The 16,482-nt window shown below is 57.1% G+C and carries 11 protein-coding genes; 6 read left to right on the top strand and 5 right to left on the bottom strand.

Features of this window, described 5'->3' with window-relative positions; all coding sequences use genetic code 11:
* Window positions 1–90: 90 nt before the first annotated feature.
* Entirely contained in the window at window positions 91–1,392 is a 1,302-nt protein-coding gene (locus tag ABEA92_RS28250; protein WP_345688674.1) for a DUF1501 domain-containing protein, read from the bottom strand.
* Between the two features lie 214 nt (window positions 1,393–1,606).
* Window positions 1,607–5,434, bottom strand: a complete 3,828-nt coding sequence (locus ABEA92_RS28245; RefSeq protein ID WP_345688672.1) for a DUF1553 domain-containing protein — start codon at window positions 5,432–5,434, stop codon at window positions 1,607–1,609.
* Window positions 5,435–6,064: 630 nt separating this feature from the next.
* On the opposite strand from ABEA92_RS28245, the gene ABEA92_RS28240 reads away from it, so the two are divergent.
* Entirely contained in the window at window positions 6,065–6,259 is a 195-nt protein-coding gene (locus tag ABEA92_RS28240) for a hypothetical protein (RefSeq protein WP_345688670.1), read from the top strand.
* 247 nt (window positions 6,260–6,506) lie between these two features.
* Complete coding sequence (locus tag ABEA92_RS28235; protein WP_345688669.1) at window positions 6,507–7,679, top strand: DUF1559 family PulG-like putative transporter; 1,173 nt, start codon at window positions 6,507–6,509, stop codon at window positions 7,677–7,679.
* An 86-nt stretch (window positions 7,680–7,765) separates the two neighbouring features.
* Here the strand turns inward: ABEA92_RS28235 and gpmI are convergent, their stop codons facing one another.
* Window positions 7,766–9,370: a 2,3-bisphosphoglycerate-independent phosphoglycerate mutase gene (gene gpmI, locus ABEA92_RS28230; RefSeq protein ID WP_345688668.1), complete on the bottom strand. Its 1,605-nt coding sequence runs from the start codon at window positions 9,368–9,370 to the stop codon at window positions 7,766–7,768.
* Between the two features lie 227 nt (window positions 9,371–9,597).
* Here gpmI and ABEA92_RS28225 point away from each other — a divergent pair, with 227 nt between their 5' ends.
* The 4 genes from ABEA92_RS28225 (at window position 9,598) to ABEA92_RS28210 (ending at window position 13,179) form a co-directional block, all read left to right on the top strand.
* Window positions 9,598–10,959 carry a hypothetical protein gene (locus ABEA92_RS28225; RefSeq protein WP_345688667.1) on the top strand — a complete coding sequence of 454 codons (1,362 nt, stop codon included), beginning with the start codon at window positions 9,598–9,600 and terminating at the stop codon, window positions 10,957–10,959.
* Window positions 10,960–10,997: 38 nt separating this feature from the next.
* Window positions 10,998–11,798 carry a tryptophan synthase subunit alpha gene (gene trpA / locus ABEA92_RS28220; RefSeq protein WP_345688666.1) on the top strand — a complete coding sequence of 267 codons (801 nt, stop codon included), beginning with the start codon at window positions 10,998–11,000 and terminating at the stop codon, window positions 11,796–11,798.
* Window positions 11,799–12,139: 341 nt separating this feature from the next.
* Complete coding sequence (locus ABEA92_RS28215; protein ID WP_345688664.1) at window positions 12,140–12,553, top strand: hypothetical protein; 414 nt, start codon at window positions 12,140–12,142, stop codon at window positions 12,551–12,553.
* A gap of 254 nt (window positions 12,554–12,807) precedes the next feature.
* Complete coding sequence (locus ABEA92_RS28210; protein WP_425572516.1) at window positions 12,808–13,179, top strand: hypothetical protein; 372 nt, start codon at window positions 12,808–12,810, stop codon at window positions 13,177–13,179.
* Window positions 13,180–13,484: 305 nt separating this feature from the next.
* Here the strand turns inward: ABEA92_RS28210 and ABEA92_RS28205 are convergent, their stop codons facing one another.
* Together ABEA92_RS28205 and ABEA92_RS28200 are read right to left on the bottom strand one after the other, a co-directional pair.
* A complete protein-coding gene (locus tag ABEA92_RS28205) occupies window positions 13,485–14,744 on the bottom strand; it encodes a DUF1501 domain-containing protein (protein ID WP_345688660.1) in 1,260 nt (419 codons plus the stop codon).
* A gap of 4 nt (window positions 14,745–14,748) precedes the next feature.
* Entirely contained in the window at window positions 14,749–16,368 is a 1,620-nt protein-coding gene (locus tag ABEA92_RS28200; RefSeq protein ID WP_345688658.1) for a DUF1549 domain-containing protein, read from the bottom strand.
* Between the last annotated feature and the right edge of the window lie 114 nt (window positions 16,369–16,482).

The raw sequence follows: 16,482 nt of genomic DNA, 5'->3' as shown, positions 1-16,482 counted from the left end.
AACGGTGCGGCGTCTTGCCTCGTGCCATCCACGTTGGGTAGCAGTGCGGCCGTGGGCCCGCGTCCGGTTCGTGCGAAAGTAGACGCCGGCTTAAGCGAACAGCTTGGCGATCGGAATTCCGTTGTCCGTGACCGGAACGGGGCGATCACCGTCGTACAGATACTTGCTGGGGTCGATGCCTAATGCCGCGTGGATGGTGGCAAAAAAGTCGGGAACGCTGACAGGATCCTTGACGATCGATTGCGACAACTCGTCGCTTTCACCGTAGGCACCGCAGTGATTCAAACCGCCGCCAGCCAGCACACAGGTGAACGTTTTGCCTTGATGCCCTCGTCCACCGCCGCCATCAAATTGAGGCGGACGACCGAATTCGCTGGTGATCACGATCAGCGTTTTATCGAGCATTTTGCGGGATTCCAGATCACGGATCAACGTTGACATCGCCACATCCAACTCTTGGATCAGTTGGTGTTGGTTCAAAATCCCCGCGTTGTGAACATCCCACCCGGTCCCGTTTAGGAAGTTCAAATTGTGCGAGACTTCGATGAAACGTACGCCTCGCTCAACCAAACGACGCGCCAACAAACATCGCTGGCCAAACTCGCCGCCATAACGATTGCGAAGGTCATCGGATTCCTCCTGCAATTTAAACACGCGATTGAACTCGGGACCGCTTAGCTTCAACGTTTGCGACAGTGCATCGTCGTAATCGACTAGCTTTTTATCGTTTGCAAAACGCTGACGTGCCGCACTTCGCGTGGTCGCCAAAAACTGCTCGCGACGGGATTGGCGATCCGCATGGATTCCATAGGGATGTGACAAACCCGAGGGACCTTTGGACGTATCGGTCAAGTACAAGTAACCACTCGATGCCCCCAAGAATCCGGGGCCTCGCGAGACGTTCGGATAGCCGATCAAAACGTAAGGGGGTGCATCGTCGCTGACGGCGCCTAACTGATTCGCAACGATCGAACCGAGTGACGGATAGACCACGGTTCCGGTGACCGGCCGCCCGGTATGCATGCGATTGGACGCGGCGGCATGTTCATCGATCACATCGTGGTGAACGGTGCGAACGGCCGTGACGCGGTCCATCAACGTCGCCAAGCTCGGCATATGTTCGCAGACCTCGACGTCTGGGACTGCGGTGGGAATCGCGTCGTAGTAGCTGCCCGGTTTTTTAGTTTTCGGATCGCCGCGACGTTTGGGATCAAAGGTATCAATTTGCCCCATCCCGCCGCCCAGCCAGATCGAAATCACATGCTCCGCCTTGCCACGGGGCATCGGTGAGACCGAATCATCAGCGTAGGCCGATAGCGACGGCAAACATGCGGCACTCGCAGCCAACGAGATTGCGTTACGGCGATTCAGTTTGATGCGATCGATCGTCATGGTCTTTTTTCAAATGAGAGAAAGGTTTGCAGCCAATGTGGGATAGGCTTCCTAGCCTGTCATCGGTGTCCAAGTTATGCGGCCGCCTAGCAACTAACATCTCGACGCGACGCGAAAGCGAGGGAATATCCGTCTTGACTCGGTCGCTCGTTTACGCTGCGGGTTATGATTTTCCTAGTCAGGCCGCTTACGCGTCTGGCTCAGCAAATCAATATTACGGAATCCATACAAACTCGGGCGAATTGAATACGGCCCACACCACGTCCTCGTACCGTTCACGCCACTCGGGAACCAATCGCGGGTCCGCCGGATCGCCTTCGCGTGCGCGTTGTTCTAATTCAATTTTGATACGGTTGGCTTCGGCGGCTAAATGGTTCGACCATGACACCCGCCCCAACATCGGCGGATACACCGGTTCGCTCTGTTCACTCTGTGGAACCAATCGCGAATCGAAACCGTTGGCCAACACGGGTTCGAACGTCTGTCGCTCGGCCTCCGTCGGCAGTCGCGTTAAAAAACGCAGGTAGATCGAATCGAGCAGCGACGATGGACTTTGACGTGTCACCGCCAACTCTGCCAACTCGCTGGCGTTGGATGCCGAGGCGATCCACGATGCAAACACCCCGTTGGCGATCGCGCCAGGCTGCAACACATTCGGCTCGACGTCACGTTCATTGATCGCCGATTGACGTGATCCTGTCCATCCAAACGCCTCCAACACATCGACAACCGCCGTCGCACGGGGAAACGCCAAACTGGGACGGTCTCGTTCGTTCGACAACGTTGCGAACATCCAAGCACGCCGCGGTGTCCCCATGCTAATCATCGTCGTCGCAGGACGTCGTGCCTCGGGATCAAATGACAATTCTTCGACATCCAGCGGACGTCCGGAGCATGCGACCATCGAATCAACCACTTGCTCGGCCGTCAATCGGCGTCGGTCGGGCGACGCAAAAAAGCGATGTTTTGGCTCGGCAAATCGGTTGTTCCCAATCGCTTGGCGTTGATACAGATCCGAGTTCAAAATCAATCGAACGACATGTTTCATGTCATAATCATGACGCACCAATTCGTCGGCTAACCACTCGAGCAGCTCCGGATGACTCGCCGCTGTGGAATCCCAATCATCGACCGGTTCAACGATTCCGGCTCCGATCAAACGTTTCCAAAGCCGGTTCACGATCACCCCGGCGAACCTACGATTCATCGGCGAGGTGATCGCAACGGCCAACTGCTCTCGCGTGTCCGCCGGGTGTTGAGCCAGATCATGTGGGGTGTCTTGTAGATTGACCAAGTGCTCAAAAGGCCATTTCGGAACCACCGGCTCGCCTGGTTTCAGCGTGACCTTGATCAACGATTCGCGGCCTGAGTTCTTTTCAAAGAACCCCGGCGCCACCGTGCTGGTCGCCGGCACCGTTACTTTGCCTCGTGACATCATCGCGGCAAGCGAGAACAGGTCACGTTGGGTGGTGTCATGGTAGGGCGAGTCATGACAACGAGCACACTGCAAATTCATCCCCAGAAACGCCGACGCCATCACGATGCTGCGTGACGCCAATGGCGCGTCGTTCTCCGCCGCCATCCCAAAACCTGCGGTGCCTCCTTCGCGCTGACTGCCGCGTAACATCACCAATTCAGTGACCATCCGGTCAATCGGCTTGTTATCACGCAGCGCCTCGTACAAGTACCAACGAAAGGGGCCGGTGTTGTTCAGCGACGGCTTTAGCAAATTGGGGTTCTCACCCAACACGTCTTGCCAGTAACTGATCCAGTGATCGGCCCAGCGCGGATCGCGAAGCAATCGATCGATCACCCGCGAGCGTTTGTGGGGATCGCGATCCGCCAAAAAGGCACGTGATTCCGCTTCGCTCGGAGGGATCCCGATCGTATCCAAATGCACGCGTCTCAAGAAGGTTTCGTCATCTACCGGGTCGCCCATTTGCAGTGCTTCCGGGTCAATCGCTTCGTCCCAGCGGGCTCCCAGCGAAACCCACTTTGTCAGCAGATCGATGTCGCGTTTCGCTAGCGGTTTGGACGGTGGCATTCGTTCGCCCTCGTCATCGGTGATCAATCGAGCGATCAATGCGCTGGCATGCGGGTCGCCGACAACGATCGCAGGTTCAGCCGAGTCGCCGCCGGTCAAAAGCGACTGGCGACTGTCGAGTTTAAAACCACCTTCGTCGGTTTCTCCGTGACACCGGAAACAGTTTTCACGGAGGATCGGAAGCACCTCTTTCTGAAAGTCGATCGACGCATGGTCATCATTCGTTTTGCTGCGGGGCGCATCACTGCGGGGTGATGGTTGACTCGTTTTAGAGCGGTCGATTTTCGCTGCGATGAAGCGATCGATCGACGGTGATTCCGGTTGAATGGACGGTGCCACGTGACGCCGGGCAAACTGATGACGCTCGTCCCAATAGTCATCTTGGCTGCTTGCCATTTGACGACGAACGCGATCGTCAAACTGCTGTAACGACACTTCGGTTTTGGCGATTTGATGCAGTACGTTTTCGTCGGTTAACACTGCATCGGACGAATCATTCGCGGGCCATTGGTTTTGCCTGTCGCCTGGATCGCTCGACGGACGCAGCAATTCAAAGTGCTCGGTCCCCGGTGGTTGAACCGCGACCATCGTTTCCCCCGGTTCGGCTCGAAAGGACGGACCGCCGACGAGCGTTTCGAAAACCACACGAACCGTGGTGGGTTTGGCAAATTCGACTTCGCCGAACGCTTCCTTTAATCCGTAATCGACGATTCGCATCCCTGGGGCCGGAGGATCGGGAAGCGGATCGACTGGCTGATGACCGTCGGTCGACCCGCTCATCGGTCCAAGCTTGGCGACCACGTTTCCATCGACCCATAATCGGCTGAGCCCACGAGCACGAATCAGCGTACGGGTCTTGCCCGCGGCAAAGTGCACATCGGCGGCCGCACGCACCAACACGGCACTTTTCCATGTATCGCGAATTCCCCAAGTGTCGTAGCGATAGGGCAGTCGCGGGATCAAAAATTGCTCGGTCTGCCAATTCGGAACCTTGGGTCGCGAACCGCTGCTAAACACAGGGTCGACGAACGAATCCTCAGGCCAATCGCGATGAGAATCGGGCGACTCGTCAAATGCCACGACCACTTTCCCGGCCACCGTTTCCATCTCGGGCTCGGTTGCCACGACCGCTTCACGCGGCGTCGTGCGAAACCGCTTGGCCATTTCCTTGTCGGTCAACATGCCTCGATAAATGCCGACGAAATCGAGCCAGCCGCGGAAACTGTTTCCCGGGCTGCCGCCCATCGACGAACCGATCCAAATCGCGTCATTGTCAATCACCGGCGACTGCTTGGTTTCGCCGCCCATGTCCCAGCGTCCCTTGCTCGGTTTTCCGTCGATCCAACCGCGGATGCTGCTGGGATCCCCAAACCGGTACGACACGGCGATGGAATGCCATCCGTCAGCCGGTTTCAGCCCTTCGATCGAGGTCCACCGATGCCAATGCGCGCCGGTGCTTTGACCGGGTTGATACGGCGTCGCAAACAGAAAACTAATGCAGATCTTTCCGTTCAACTCACGCAGTCGCAACGCCCAATTCTGGTTGTCTCGGGCGAACCCTTTTGCGTTGGTCCGTCCCTTGCCAATCACGTACACGTTTTGGTTGCCACTGATCGCCCCGACTTTGAGACAGGCTTCCAGCGTGATCTCGTCGCCATTGTCGAAATCGAATTCGCTCTGATCGCCTGGATCGGGAAAGTAATAGCGTGAGCCGCTGCCATCAAAACGAACCGACAAATTGGAGGGCTCAAAATCGGGGAACTGCGGCGGTCGCGGCCCCAATTGATCGCGATACACGCTGCCATGCGACTGCAGATTCGAGACCTCTTCGCTACCAAAGTCCCAGCGTGCCGTCTCAGTGAACTCGCGGGTCGGCTTGCCGGCATCGGCGGACGCTTCGTCTTTGGCTTGAGCCATGGCGGTCCAACCCCACAGCGTCAGTAACATCCACACGCCATGTCGCATCGTCAAAACACGCAACCTGGATTTCCAATGCATCAAGATGACTCCGATAAATCACGCGAAGCCCCAACCGATTGTTTCGAATTCCCGCGGTTTCAAATCCCACCACACGGTAGCAAAACAACCGAGAGGGCAATCCAGCCGATTGCAGCTATTCTCAAGCGGCGAATTTGTTCTAGCGGACGAATTTGCTTTAGCGGACGAAGGTTGGCAGGGACGTAGGTTGGCGGGGGGACGAAAACGGGCAGTGAACTGCGGGCAGGTAATCTGCAGGCGGGGAACTGCGGCGGAGGTCGGCACGCAATAAGATCCGTCGAAACGACGTTAACGATCCAGTAAGGCGCCGAAGTACCCCCACATCCTAATCCACCCCAAGGGGTGTCCGCAAATCCTATAGACCACGCAAGACGCAAAAAAAATAGAAAAACTAGAACTTGAAAAAAACGCGAAAAACACAACTCTATAGGCTTTTCAGCGATTCACGGCGGACCTTGTATGGCGGATAAGTCAGCACCGAACGCTTGCACAGGGGCATGATCCTTCCTAACATCGTAGCACCACGCGACCGGTGGGGTTGCCCCAACCGTTGACTGTCGCGTGACAATCGAAAACACCATGCCAGGCCTGGAATTTTCTTTTTCAATTAACTCTGCGTTGCTCACCGCCATGTCAAAATCTGTGCAAATTCGTCTGACTTCACTGTTTGCGAGTGCTCTGTTCGCGGTCGTGATCGCAGGTTGCGGCGGATCATCTGGAAATACCGAACTCGGCGATCTGCCCCCTGGCGCCAGCAACCAAGAGGAAGAAACCGCGGCTCCGGATGCCGCACCTGCAAAGAACGTCCCCGCAGACGAAGTTTGATCTCAGACGCCGCGATTCGCGTTTGGGATGCTAGCGAGACAGCAAGACACCCCCGCCATTCGCTTTCTTGACATCCTGATTTCTCAACATCCTGGTTTCTCAACATTGCAAAGACCGGTGACGAACCTGGTTTCGTTTCCGGCCTCGAGATCCACTGCGCCGTTGCGGCAGCGGATTCACCGTTCTCCCTTGTAGCAATCACACGTTGCTGAGATTGCATTTTTTTTGTTTTTGTTTCGGAGTGTTTATGATGTCCAGATCCAAATCGCCGCTGCGCGGATTTACGCTGGTCGAACTACTGGTGGTGATCGCCATCATCGGAGTCCTCGTCGGGCTATTGCTGCCGGCGGTCCAGGCCGCACGTGAAGCGGCTCGACGCATGCAATGCAGTAACAACACCAAGCAATTGGGACTAGCCCTGCATAACTATCATTCGGCATACCAGATGTTCCCGATGGGAAGCGGCGGAACCGGCGAAAACACCACCGGCAGCGCCTCGATCGCCGAAACCAACCAACGACGGCTTAACGGATTGATCGCGTTGCTGCCGTTTCTCGAGCAAACCGCGTTGTGGGAACGATTCAGCAATCCCACCGACGGATTTCCCGCGATGGGGCCAACCCCCGGCACCAATGACGCGGCCATTGCCGGCAAAGTCTACACTCCGCTGCGAACGCAAGTGCCAACGCTTCGCTGCCCGAGCGATCCCGCCGTCCATGCGGGCCAGGCGCAAACGAACTACGCATTCTGCTATGGCGACGCAGGACGCTTTGTTGGCGGAGCTCCGAAACATCACACCCGCTTTAACAACACCTACACCGGGGCTGCCGACCCAGGATCCAAGCGTGGCTGTTTCGCACGTTGGTACCAGTACCGTTTTCGTGACATTTTGGATGGGACCAGCAACACCATCGCGATGGGCGAAATGGCGGTGACGTTGGATCAGCGCGAAGTGATCAGCAACCAATACCAAGGTTCCGTCGACTACCACAAATTCCCCAACCTGTGCAAAACAGGATCGCACATCACCGCCGACGATCCTCAACATTTTGCCGGGGGAACGCTGTATCCGCGTGGCCGCCGCTGGGGCGAAGGACATGTCGGCTACACCGGATTCAACACGATGTTGCCTCCGAATTCGCCATCATGCCGACGTGCTTCGAGCAGTGCTGCGGGCGGAATTTCAGGTGTCTTTTCGGCGGCCAGCCGTCACCAAGGCGGCTGTCATGTGTTGATGGCCGACGGCGCCGTCAAATTTATCACCGAGTCGATCGACGCGGGCGACGCCACCAAAGCCTCGGTTTCGACCACGGGAACCGGCACCGGAACCAGCTATGCTCGTGCTGGGTCCAAAAGCCCGTATGGCGTGTGGGGTGCGTTGGGCACACGTGCCGCGAAGGAAACCGAATCGCTGGAATAGTGATTCCCCAACCAATTGAGCTTCAACAAAAAACGCCGTTTGAAATTCAAACGGCGTTTTCATTTTTTGGATATCGCAGGTTGAGCTTACAGCTTCAATAGCGGTTCACCGGTCATCTCGGCGGGAATCGGCACGCCGAGCAATTCCAACGCGGTTGGTGCAATATCGGCCAAGCGGCCATCGGTCTTCAGAGTGCGACCTTCGAGCCCCGGTTCGACCACGATCAGCGGCACATCGTAAGTCGTGTGCGCGGTGTGAGGCCCGCCGGTTTCCGGGTCAATCATTTGTTCGCAATTACCGTGGTCGGCGGTCACGATCAACGAGCCGCCTTTTTTCAAGGTCGCTTCGACGACTTGTCCGACACACTCGTCGACCGTTTCGACCGCCTTGATCGCCGCTTCCAACACACCGGTGTGACCGACCATGTCACCATTGGCATAGTTGATGATCAACAAATCCGCGACACCTGACTCGATCTCTTTGAGCACCTTTTCGGTGATCTCGCGCGCCGACATTGCCGGAGCTTGATCGTAGGTGGATACGGTCCGGGTGGACGGCGCCATCTCACGATCCTCGTGTGAAAACGGCTCATCACGATAATCGTTGAAGAAGAAGGTGACGTGCGGGTACTTTTCGGTTTCCGCACAACGGAATTGATTTAGCCCGAGCGAAGCAACGTACTCACCCAAAATATTGGGCATTTTGGCTCGCTTTTCGAAAATCACCTCCACGGGCAGACCGGTTTGATACGCGGTCATGGTCGCAAAGTACAGATTGTCGATCTTGCTGCCCCGATCGAAACCGCCTCCTTCGATGTTCTTCCACGCGTCATCGTCCAACGTGAACGCCTTGGTGATTTCGCGAGTTCGGTCACCGCGATAGTTAAAGAAGATGACGGCATCTCCGTCTTTCACCAGCGTCGGTTTGCCGTTGTGCAGGATCGAGGTGGCCGAGATGAATTCGTCACCCGTGCGGCTCGATTCAATGGGGTGATCGTAATAACGCTGAATCGCTTCGACAGCGGATTCGGCTGTATTGTCCGCGCCTTTGGTCATCATGTCGTAGGTCGCTTGAACCCGTTCCCAACGCAGATCGCGGTCCATCGCATAGAAGCGTCCGATCACGGTCGCGATATGGCCGACGCCTTTTTCCTTCATCGCCGCTTCGATTTTTTCGACATACGCCTTGCCTCCGGTTGGCGAGGTGTCGCGTCCATCGGTGATCGCATGAACGGCAAATTTTTCGGGATCGAGTCCCGATCGCCGAACCAATTCGACGATGGCGATCGCGTGATCCAAATCGCTGTGCACGCGTCCGTCGGACATCAATCCGAGCAGATGCAGCGTGCCGCCGGTTTTCTTGACGTGCTCGATCGATCCAAGCAGCACTTCGTTGCTGAAAAACGATTCGTCACGAATCGCACGGGTGATCCGCATCACTTCTTGGTCCACGATTCGGCCCGCACCAATGTTTTGGTGCCCCACTTCGCTGTTGCCCATCACGCCGGCGGGCAGCCCGACGTCCTCGCCCGAGGTGTGGATCAGGACGTTGGGGTATTTGGCCATCAACTCATCGGCAACCGGGGTCTTTGCCAGATGAACTGCGTTGGCGTGATTCCATTCGGGGTGCGGATTTTCGCCCCATCCATCGCGGACGATCAAAACAACAGGTTTTCGGCGAACTTCGGTCAAGGCTCTCTCGCTTATTCAGAAAGGTGGTTTTCGATAGACGCATTTTGATAGACGCAGGGTGAATCCCTCTCGTTTTAGCCAACCCGAACGAAATTCGGAACCTCGTGTCCGCTTCGAAGTTCTGGCGAGGTCGGGTAATCTACCGTGACCGTCATCTCGGTGATCGCCAAAATGACACTTCCCATCCACTCGCTATCCCTCGCTACTTTTTTTCTGATTGATCCCGTATGAGTCTTCTGCGTTTTGACGCATCCCGCGCCTTGGCTGCCGATTTGGGGCACGACGAATCACAGTACGGGAAAACACTGCGTCAAGCCGATTCACTCCGCCCGGAAATCCAGGAAATGCCGTTTTTTCGGCTACCCGCCCAACAATTGGCGGATTACGCGGCGGTTCGCGAGGAATCCGAAGTCGGCCGTATCTTCAAAATTGCCAACTCGGTTCCCGACAAAATCGATGCGGTTGTCGTGTTGGGGTCCGACGCGGTGACCGCGGGCCCGATCGCGCTGCGAGACGCCTGCTGTGACCCCTACCACAACGAGCTGTGTCGGGCCGGCCGCGGCAGCCGACCGAGAATGTATTTTGTCGGCAATCATCTGGACAGTGACTCGATCGGGGCACTTCTCAACCGGCTTCGCAGTGGCGGCTACGGTGAAACCGCTCCCGAAACACGCTGGGCCCTCGTCGTGGTCGATCCGAGCGGCCAGACTCGCGAAACGTCTGTCATCCTGCCGCATTTCCTGTCGGCACTGAAATCCTCGCTGGCACGCTCGCCTGGCGAATCACTGGGCGATTATCTGATCCCGATCACAGGCCCTTCGGGTCCGCTTCGTCAATTTGCACTGGCCAATGGATGCCGCGAAATTTACGACCATCCGACTCAGATCGCTGAATCTCATAGTATTTTCACGGCCGCCGGATTGATGCCGGCGGCGATGTTGGCGTTGGATTGCATGAAGCTGCTCGAGGGAGCGGTGGCGATGAACGAACACTTTCAAACCGCTGCTCCCCACGAGAATTGGGTGATGCAGTACGTGGCCGCCAGCCGGGGATCGGCCCCCACGACGCGGATCATCTGTCTATGGACCGAAGCCCTCGCCTCGGTGGCTCATTGGTACACCCAAATCGTCGACGAACCGCTTGCCAGCACGATGGTTTCCCACCCCAGCGGACTGCTTCGTCAATTGGAATCGTCCGCATCGTTGCCCCACCCTGAATCGTTGCCCCATTCTGAATCGTTACCCAGTGCTTCTCCATCGCCCGCTGCCTCGTCGCTTCCCGCCCCCCGCCCCGTGATCCACCACTGGTCGACCGCCAAGTGGCGAATGGACCCGCTGCGGTCGTCAAGGTTCACGCATGAGGACGATCCACCAGCCCCGCTCGGTGACCAAACGATCGCGACGATCCCGCAATTGTTGGCAGACATGATTGCCACCTCGTGCGAAGCGGTGCATCAACGGGGTTACCGCACGACCACATTTGACTTGCCCCATATCGACACGTTCACGTTGGGACAGTTGTTTCAGATGTTGATGATTTCCACCGCGATCGAAACCGGTTGTAGGAAAATTGCGGCGTCTAACGTATAACTTGCCATCCCCTGATTCCTCGTTCTCTGCACAAATCTATGTCTGCGATTGACCAACTTTTTACTCAGCTGCGTGCATCCCAAAAGAAAGCTTTGATGCCGTTCATCACCGCCGGCGACCCGTCGATCGAGACGACCGAAGCGGTGATTCGCAACCTTTCGGCTGCCGGAGCGGATCTGTGCGAAGTCGGAGTGCCGTATAGTGACCCGATCGCCGATGGCCCTGTGATCCAAGCGTCCTACCAACGCGCGCTGGATCAAGGATTCCGCCTGCAGAGCGTGTTTGACCTCGGCAAACGACTGTCCCCGGACGTCGCGATGCCTCGCGTGACGATGGTCAGCTATTCGATCATCCATCGCGTCGGTACCGAGGCCTATGTCAAAAAAGCGATCGAAGCAGGTTATGCCGGCGCGATCGTTCCGGATCTGTTGGTCGAAGAAGCCGAAGCGTTCTCGAAGGTGTGCAAGGACGCCGATTTCAACCTGATCCAACTGGTCACCCCGACCACCCCCAAAGAACGACAGGTACGAATCGCCAATTCGTCGTCCGGGTTCCTGTATTACGTCTCGGTCACCGGGATCACGGGCGAACGAGCCAAGTTGCCGCCGGATCTGCAAGAGAGCGTCCAGTGGTTGCGGGGCGAAACCGACCTGCCGATCTGTATCGGTTTCGGAATCAGCGGCCCAGAAACGGCAGCGACATTGGCCCCCGTCGCTGACGGATTGATTGTGGGATCGGCAATCGTCCGCCGCATCGCTGAATCCAACGGCAGCGAAGACGCCGTCAAGAAGGTCACTGAGTTTGTCGGTGAGTTGCGAACCGCCATCGACGAGGCGTAACCGCGGCGGCGAGCCGAGTGACAGTGCCAAGTGACAGTGCCGGGTAGCAGTGCCAGGTGAGGACGCCGGTATCGGATTGTTTGCGAAGTGCCGCAGTGCGAAAGCCCCCAAAGCGGGCCGATCCTTCAGCGCAACCGGTACCACCGTTACAAGCGGACGGGTTTCCCAGGCGGCACTGCTTTTCTAATCGGAAAAGTACCCGAAAACAGCGAATTTTACTCAAGTGGTGTGCTACGTTTTTTTGGCCCACCACATACCATCGCTGTTACGAGAGTCTTTGCAACAACTCGCCACTGTTGCAACCCACAAGACTCTTCCAACCAAAACGGGACATCACTGCCATGACCAAAACCGTCACTGCCAATCCAGCGGAAGATAAGAACATCCTCACTCTTGATCGTCGCAACAAGCGAAACGAGCGACGAAATGGCAATCCGGACGCTGTCGATACCAATGTGATGGCCAAGCCACGTCGCAAAACGCAACGTCGCCGCCACATCGATCCCACCACTTGCGAACGCGATTACAGCGAACAAGAAATCGAATTCATGCAAGCGATGGACGATTACAAACGAACGGCCGGTCGAATGTTTCCTACTTGCAGCGAAGTTCTGGAAGTCATTCGTGCTCTCGGCTACGTCAAACTGAACGCCGACCAACGCGAAGAGTTGCAACTTGACGAACAAGTCAGCGACTATTGCGACACCGAAGGCAACCTCGAAGATGAACTCGAAGACGAGATTGCGGACATCTAATCCGCCACGGACCGAGCGGAAAAGGAATGAAGGTCCTGGATTGCTCAGCGTTTCGATTTAAACGTAGCTGACGTTGCCAGACGGTGGAAATCCACGCTCTGGCGAGCGCAGCTACGACAGCAGCAAACGGCTCGTTTCGAGCGATCAACGACAATCACAAATCACAGCCTGGAGGACGACTGCGGTACAATCCGTAGGCCGCTTTCCAGGCTGTTTTCGGTTTCCCAAGGTCGCTTGTGCCAAACGCAATTCAAATGGCCGCCTATCTATGGGCGTCCCCCTACACGATCATCGGTATCGCGATCGGGTTGATCCTGGGCGGCCGGTTCCAACGAGTCGACGGTGTGATCGAGATCCACGGGCCTCGAATCGCCTGGCTGCTCCGCCGCATGATCGTGCCCGCCCAAGCGTTGACGTTCGGGCATGTCGTGTTCGGACAAAACCAAGCGGCGCTCGCCAGCACGCGACTGCATGAACGCGTCCATGTGCGTCAATACGAACGCTGGGGTCCCCTGTTTGTGCCGATGTACCTGCTGTTTTCAGCGATCCTGTTCCTACGTGGTCGCGATGGCTACCGCGAGAACCCCTTCGAGATCGAAGCCTACGACGCCGAAGAGAGTGAGTGAGACGTGGGCCGCAAGGCAACGGGTAACGCGTGGGACGAGTCGCTCACGCTGGCGATTTTGTGCCGGAGGCACTTTTCGCGATAGCCTAGGGTTTTCAACCCAAGGGGCGGAGCGACGTTATGGGTGGGACCTCGCGGTGTTAGCAGTGGAACGTACCAGTTCAGAGTCACCAACCCTTGTGCGGAAATCTCGCTGAAGGCTCGACTTCCGACCTTCCCGACGCAAGCTGGGAGGGTGAAGAAAACTGTCGCTCCGCGACAAGCCGCTGCACCGCCGCCGGTGCGGCAACGACAAACCACCGCCACCTATGCCAACAAACGGGTGATCGGGGTGCCGTCGCTGTAGCGGATTGGACGGCCGATCGAGGTGTCGATTTCGTGCGACGGATCAACGCCAAGCCCTTTCAGTACGGTGGCGTACAGATCCGCCACCGTGGTCGGGTCCTCGGGGCTCTCGCGTTCTCCGCTGGGGTCAGTCGCTCCGATCCGCACGCCGCTTCGCAACCCGCCACCGCCGAGCAAACATGAGAATCCGTGGGGCCAATGATCGCGTCCGTCCGCTCCGTTGATCTTCGGCGTGCGGCCGAACTCACCCAAACACAACACCACGGTCGAACTCAGCAGGTCTCGCTCGTGCAAATCCTTCATCAATGCCGCAAACGCGGGGTCGAGCACGGCCGCAAGTTCACGGTGCTGGGCAAAGTTATCGCTGTGAGTGTCAAAGTTTTGTAACGTCACCTCGATCGCTCGCACCCCTTGTTGGACCAATCGACGCGCCACTAAACAGCCTCGACCAAAGTTCGAATCACCGTAATTCGCCAACGTCGATGCCGATTCCTCACTTAGTTCAAAAGCCTTGAGTTGATCCGACGTCATCATCGTCAACGCGGCATCGACGTTTTCCGAGTGCATGGTGCGATCCACGACCGATTCGCGTCCGCGCGAGAAGGCCTGGGCGACCACGTCCAAGTGCGACAACCGCCGTTGTTGACGCGGCGCCGCCAACCAAGCCCTCAAATTGTCATTCGATGACCCTGGCTCTCGCACTCGCAACGCGTCAAAGCGGCCGCCTAAAAAACCGCCCCGCGAAAGGTGATTGTCGTAGCCCAGCGAAATGACCGGCGGGATTTCCAGCGGTTCATAGGGCAACGCGTGGGCAACAATCGCGCCGACTGACGGATGACGAAGCGTCGGATCGGGACGAAATCCGGTCTTGACCAAATACGAGGCGCGGTCGTGGTCGCCCTCCTTCGAAACCAGCGAACGGATCACTGACAAGTGATGCATCTGGTCCGCTAGCCTCGGAAACGAGCTGGCAATTTGTACCTCGGGAAGCGACGTCGAAATCGCCCCTGTGGGGCCACCGATCCGAGTTGTCGGGTGCGGATCCCATGTCTCCAATTGACTCGGTCCACCGGATAACCACAGCGTGATCAGCGATCGCGGTCGCTCGGTCCCACGTCGTTCGGCCGCCCGCAAATCCATGCCTGGCAATGCAAACGAGACGCCTAGCCCGGTGGCCCAGTGAATCAGATCGCGTCGATTGAGAGGTCGCGGTGATGCCATGGCTTTAATGATTCCAACAAAACTCGGCCGAGTTAAACAATGCCCAATAAATGTCTTCGCATGCTCGAGACCGCTGCTTTCGATTGCCCTCGAGCTCCGGCAAGAAATGCGTCTTTTCCTCGGCCGACGGAAGCCGCGTCAAACAGGCTAAATAGCAGTGATCCAAACATGCTTCGGCGGTGCCGCTGATCGCTGCGATCCGGCCCACTGCCGAGAACAGCGTCGCCTTGCTTTGTTGGCGAGTTTCGTTGCCGCTGAGTCGCTGGACCGTGTGCGGGATCGTACTCGCTTGGGCATCTTCGGCATCGCCCGCAACGCCATACTCGGTGACAAAACGTGATTGGCGTTGCCAACGCTGAAACGCGGCTACCGGGTTCAATTCGTCGGGTCGAAGGGTGGTGAGCGACGACGCTTGCTGCATCGACCGAATCATCTGGTGCGGACCAAGTTCAGTCAGCGGGAAAACCGCCCACGACGCTTCTAACTGATCGGCAGTCACTTGGTCGCCAAGGCCAGGGTGAGTCGACGCGAGGCCGAAGGGACGCGTTTTGACAATCACGTGGATCAAGCGTCTCAAATCGTCACCGTGATCGAGCAAGTCATCGGCCAAGATGTCCAAAACATCCAAATCATTGGGATCGTTTGACGTGCTGGGGTCCGGCAGATCGTCGACCGGCGAGATGAACGGTCGTCCTAGCATCAATCCCCAAACTCGGTTGGCGATCGCTCGGCGAAAGCGACGATTCTCAGGGTGGATAACCCAGCTGGCTAATGACTCACGCTGATGCCTGTGGTCCGAGGCCATGAAGGCGTCAAAGGGCAATTCGGCAGCGACGGATCGCGACTGTTCGGCTCGGTCGTCCTGAATGACAAACGGACGCGGCCGCGTATCTTGGACGCGGTTGCGTTGAAATTGGACGTCGCCGAAATAGGCGGCGAGGCCTTCAAATTGTGATTGCTCCCATGCCGCAAAAGGATGATCGTGACACTGGGCACAATCGATCCGCTGTCCTAAGAAGGCACGTGATGTGCGGGCCGCTAACCGCTCGGCTGCGAGATCACCAATCGCCAATTCAGAGGCAACAAACGTGGTCGCGGGATGGTCCGCAAACACGCCACGCCCGGCGATCATCGAACTGGCGATTTTGTCGTAACCGGTCCCGTGCTGGATCGATTCACCTAACCATCGTCGGAAACGTTCGCGCTGCGGCGGCTTCAATTCCTCGGAAACCGGATCGATAAAGGCGTCGCCCAAACGGGCGGCAAAGTATTCGCTGAAACGCGAATCGTTAATCAATCGCGTCGTCCATCGATCCAACCGATCGGGCGATGCATCAGCCTCAAATTCGCGAACCTCTTCAAGCGATGGTGAACTTCCGACTAGCGCCAGCGTGAGACGTCTTAGCACTTGCAAATCGCCCGCCGCCTCCGCAGGGCGGATCGACGAATCCTGCCACTGTTTTTCCAGCAACGCATCGATACGATCCACTGTCGTGGTGTCGTCGCTGACCGAAGCACGCTTGGGCAGCGTCATCACCCCTGGCGACACGGCTTTCCAGCCAACCATGCCGACGATCGCGATCATCACGATCATCGTTGGCCAAAGGGATTGTTGACTTCGCATCAGGAGAATTCACCGAGCAGCCGAGTGCTGCATCCAGATTGTTTTTTGGGTCGTGGATCTCGCTAACGATCCCACAGCATGAACGTCTTCCAAAAATTCCTCTTCGTCCACGTC

It is taken from the genome of Novipirellula caenicola, assembly GCF_039545035.1.
In the GTDB taxonomy this organism is placed as follows: Bacteria; Planctomycetota; Planctomycetia; order Pirellulales; family Pirellulaceae; genus Novipirellula; species Novipirellula caenicola.
The sequence above is the reverse complement of the archived record's forward strand: the minus strand, read 5'-3'. Positions and strand labels throughout refer to the sequence as shown.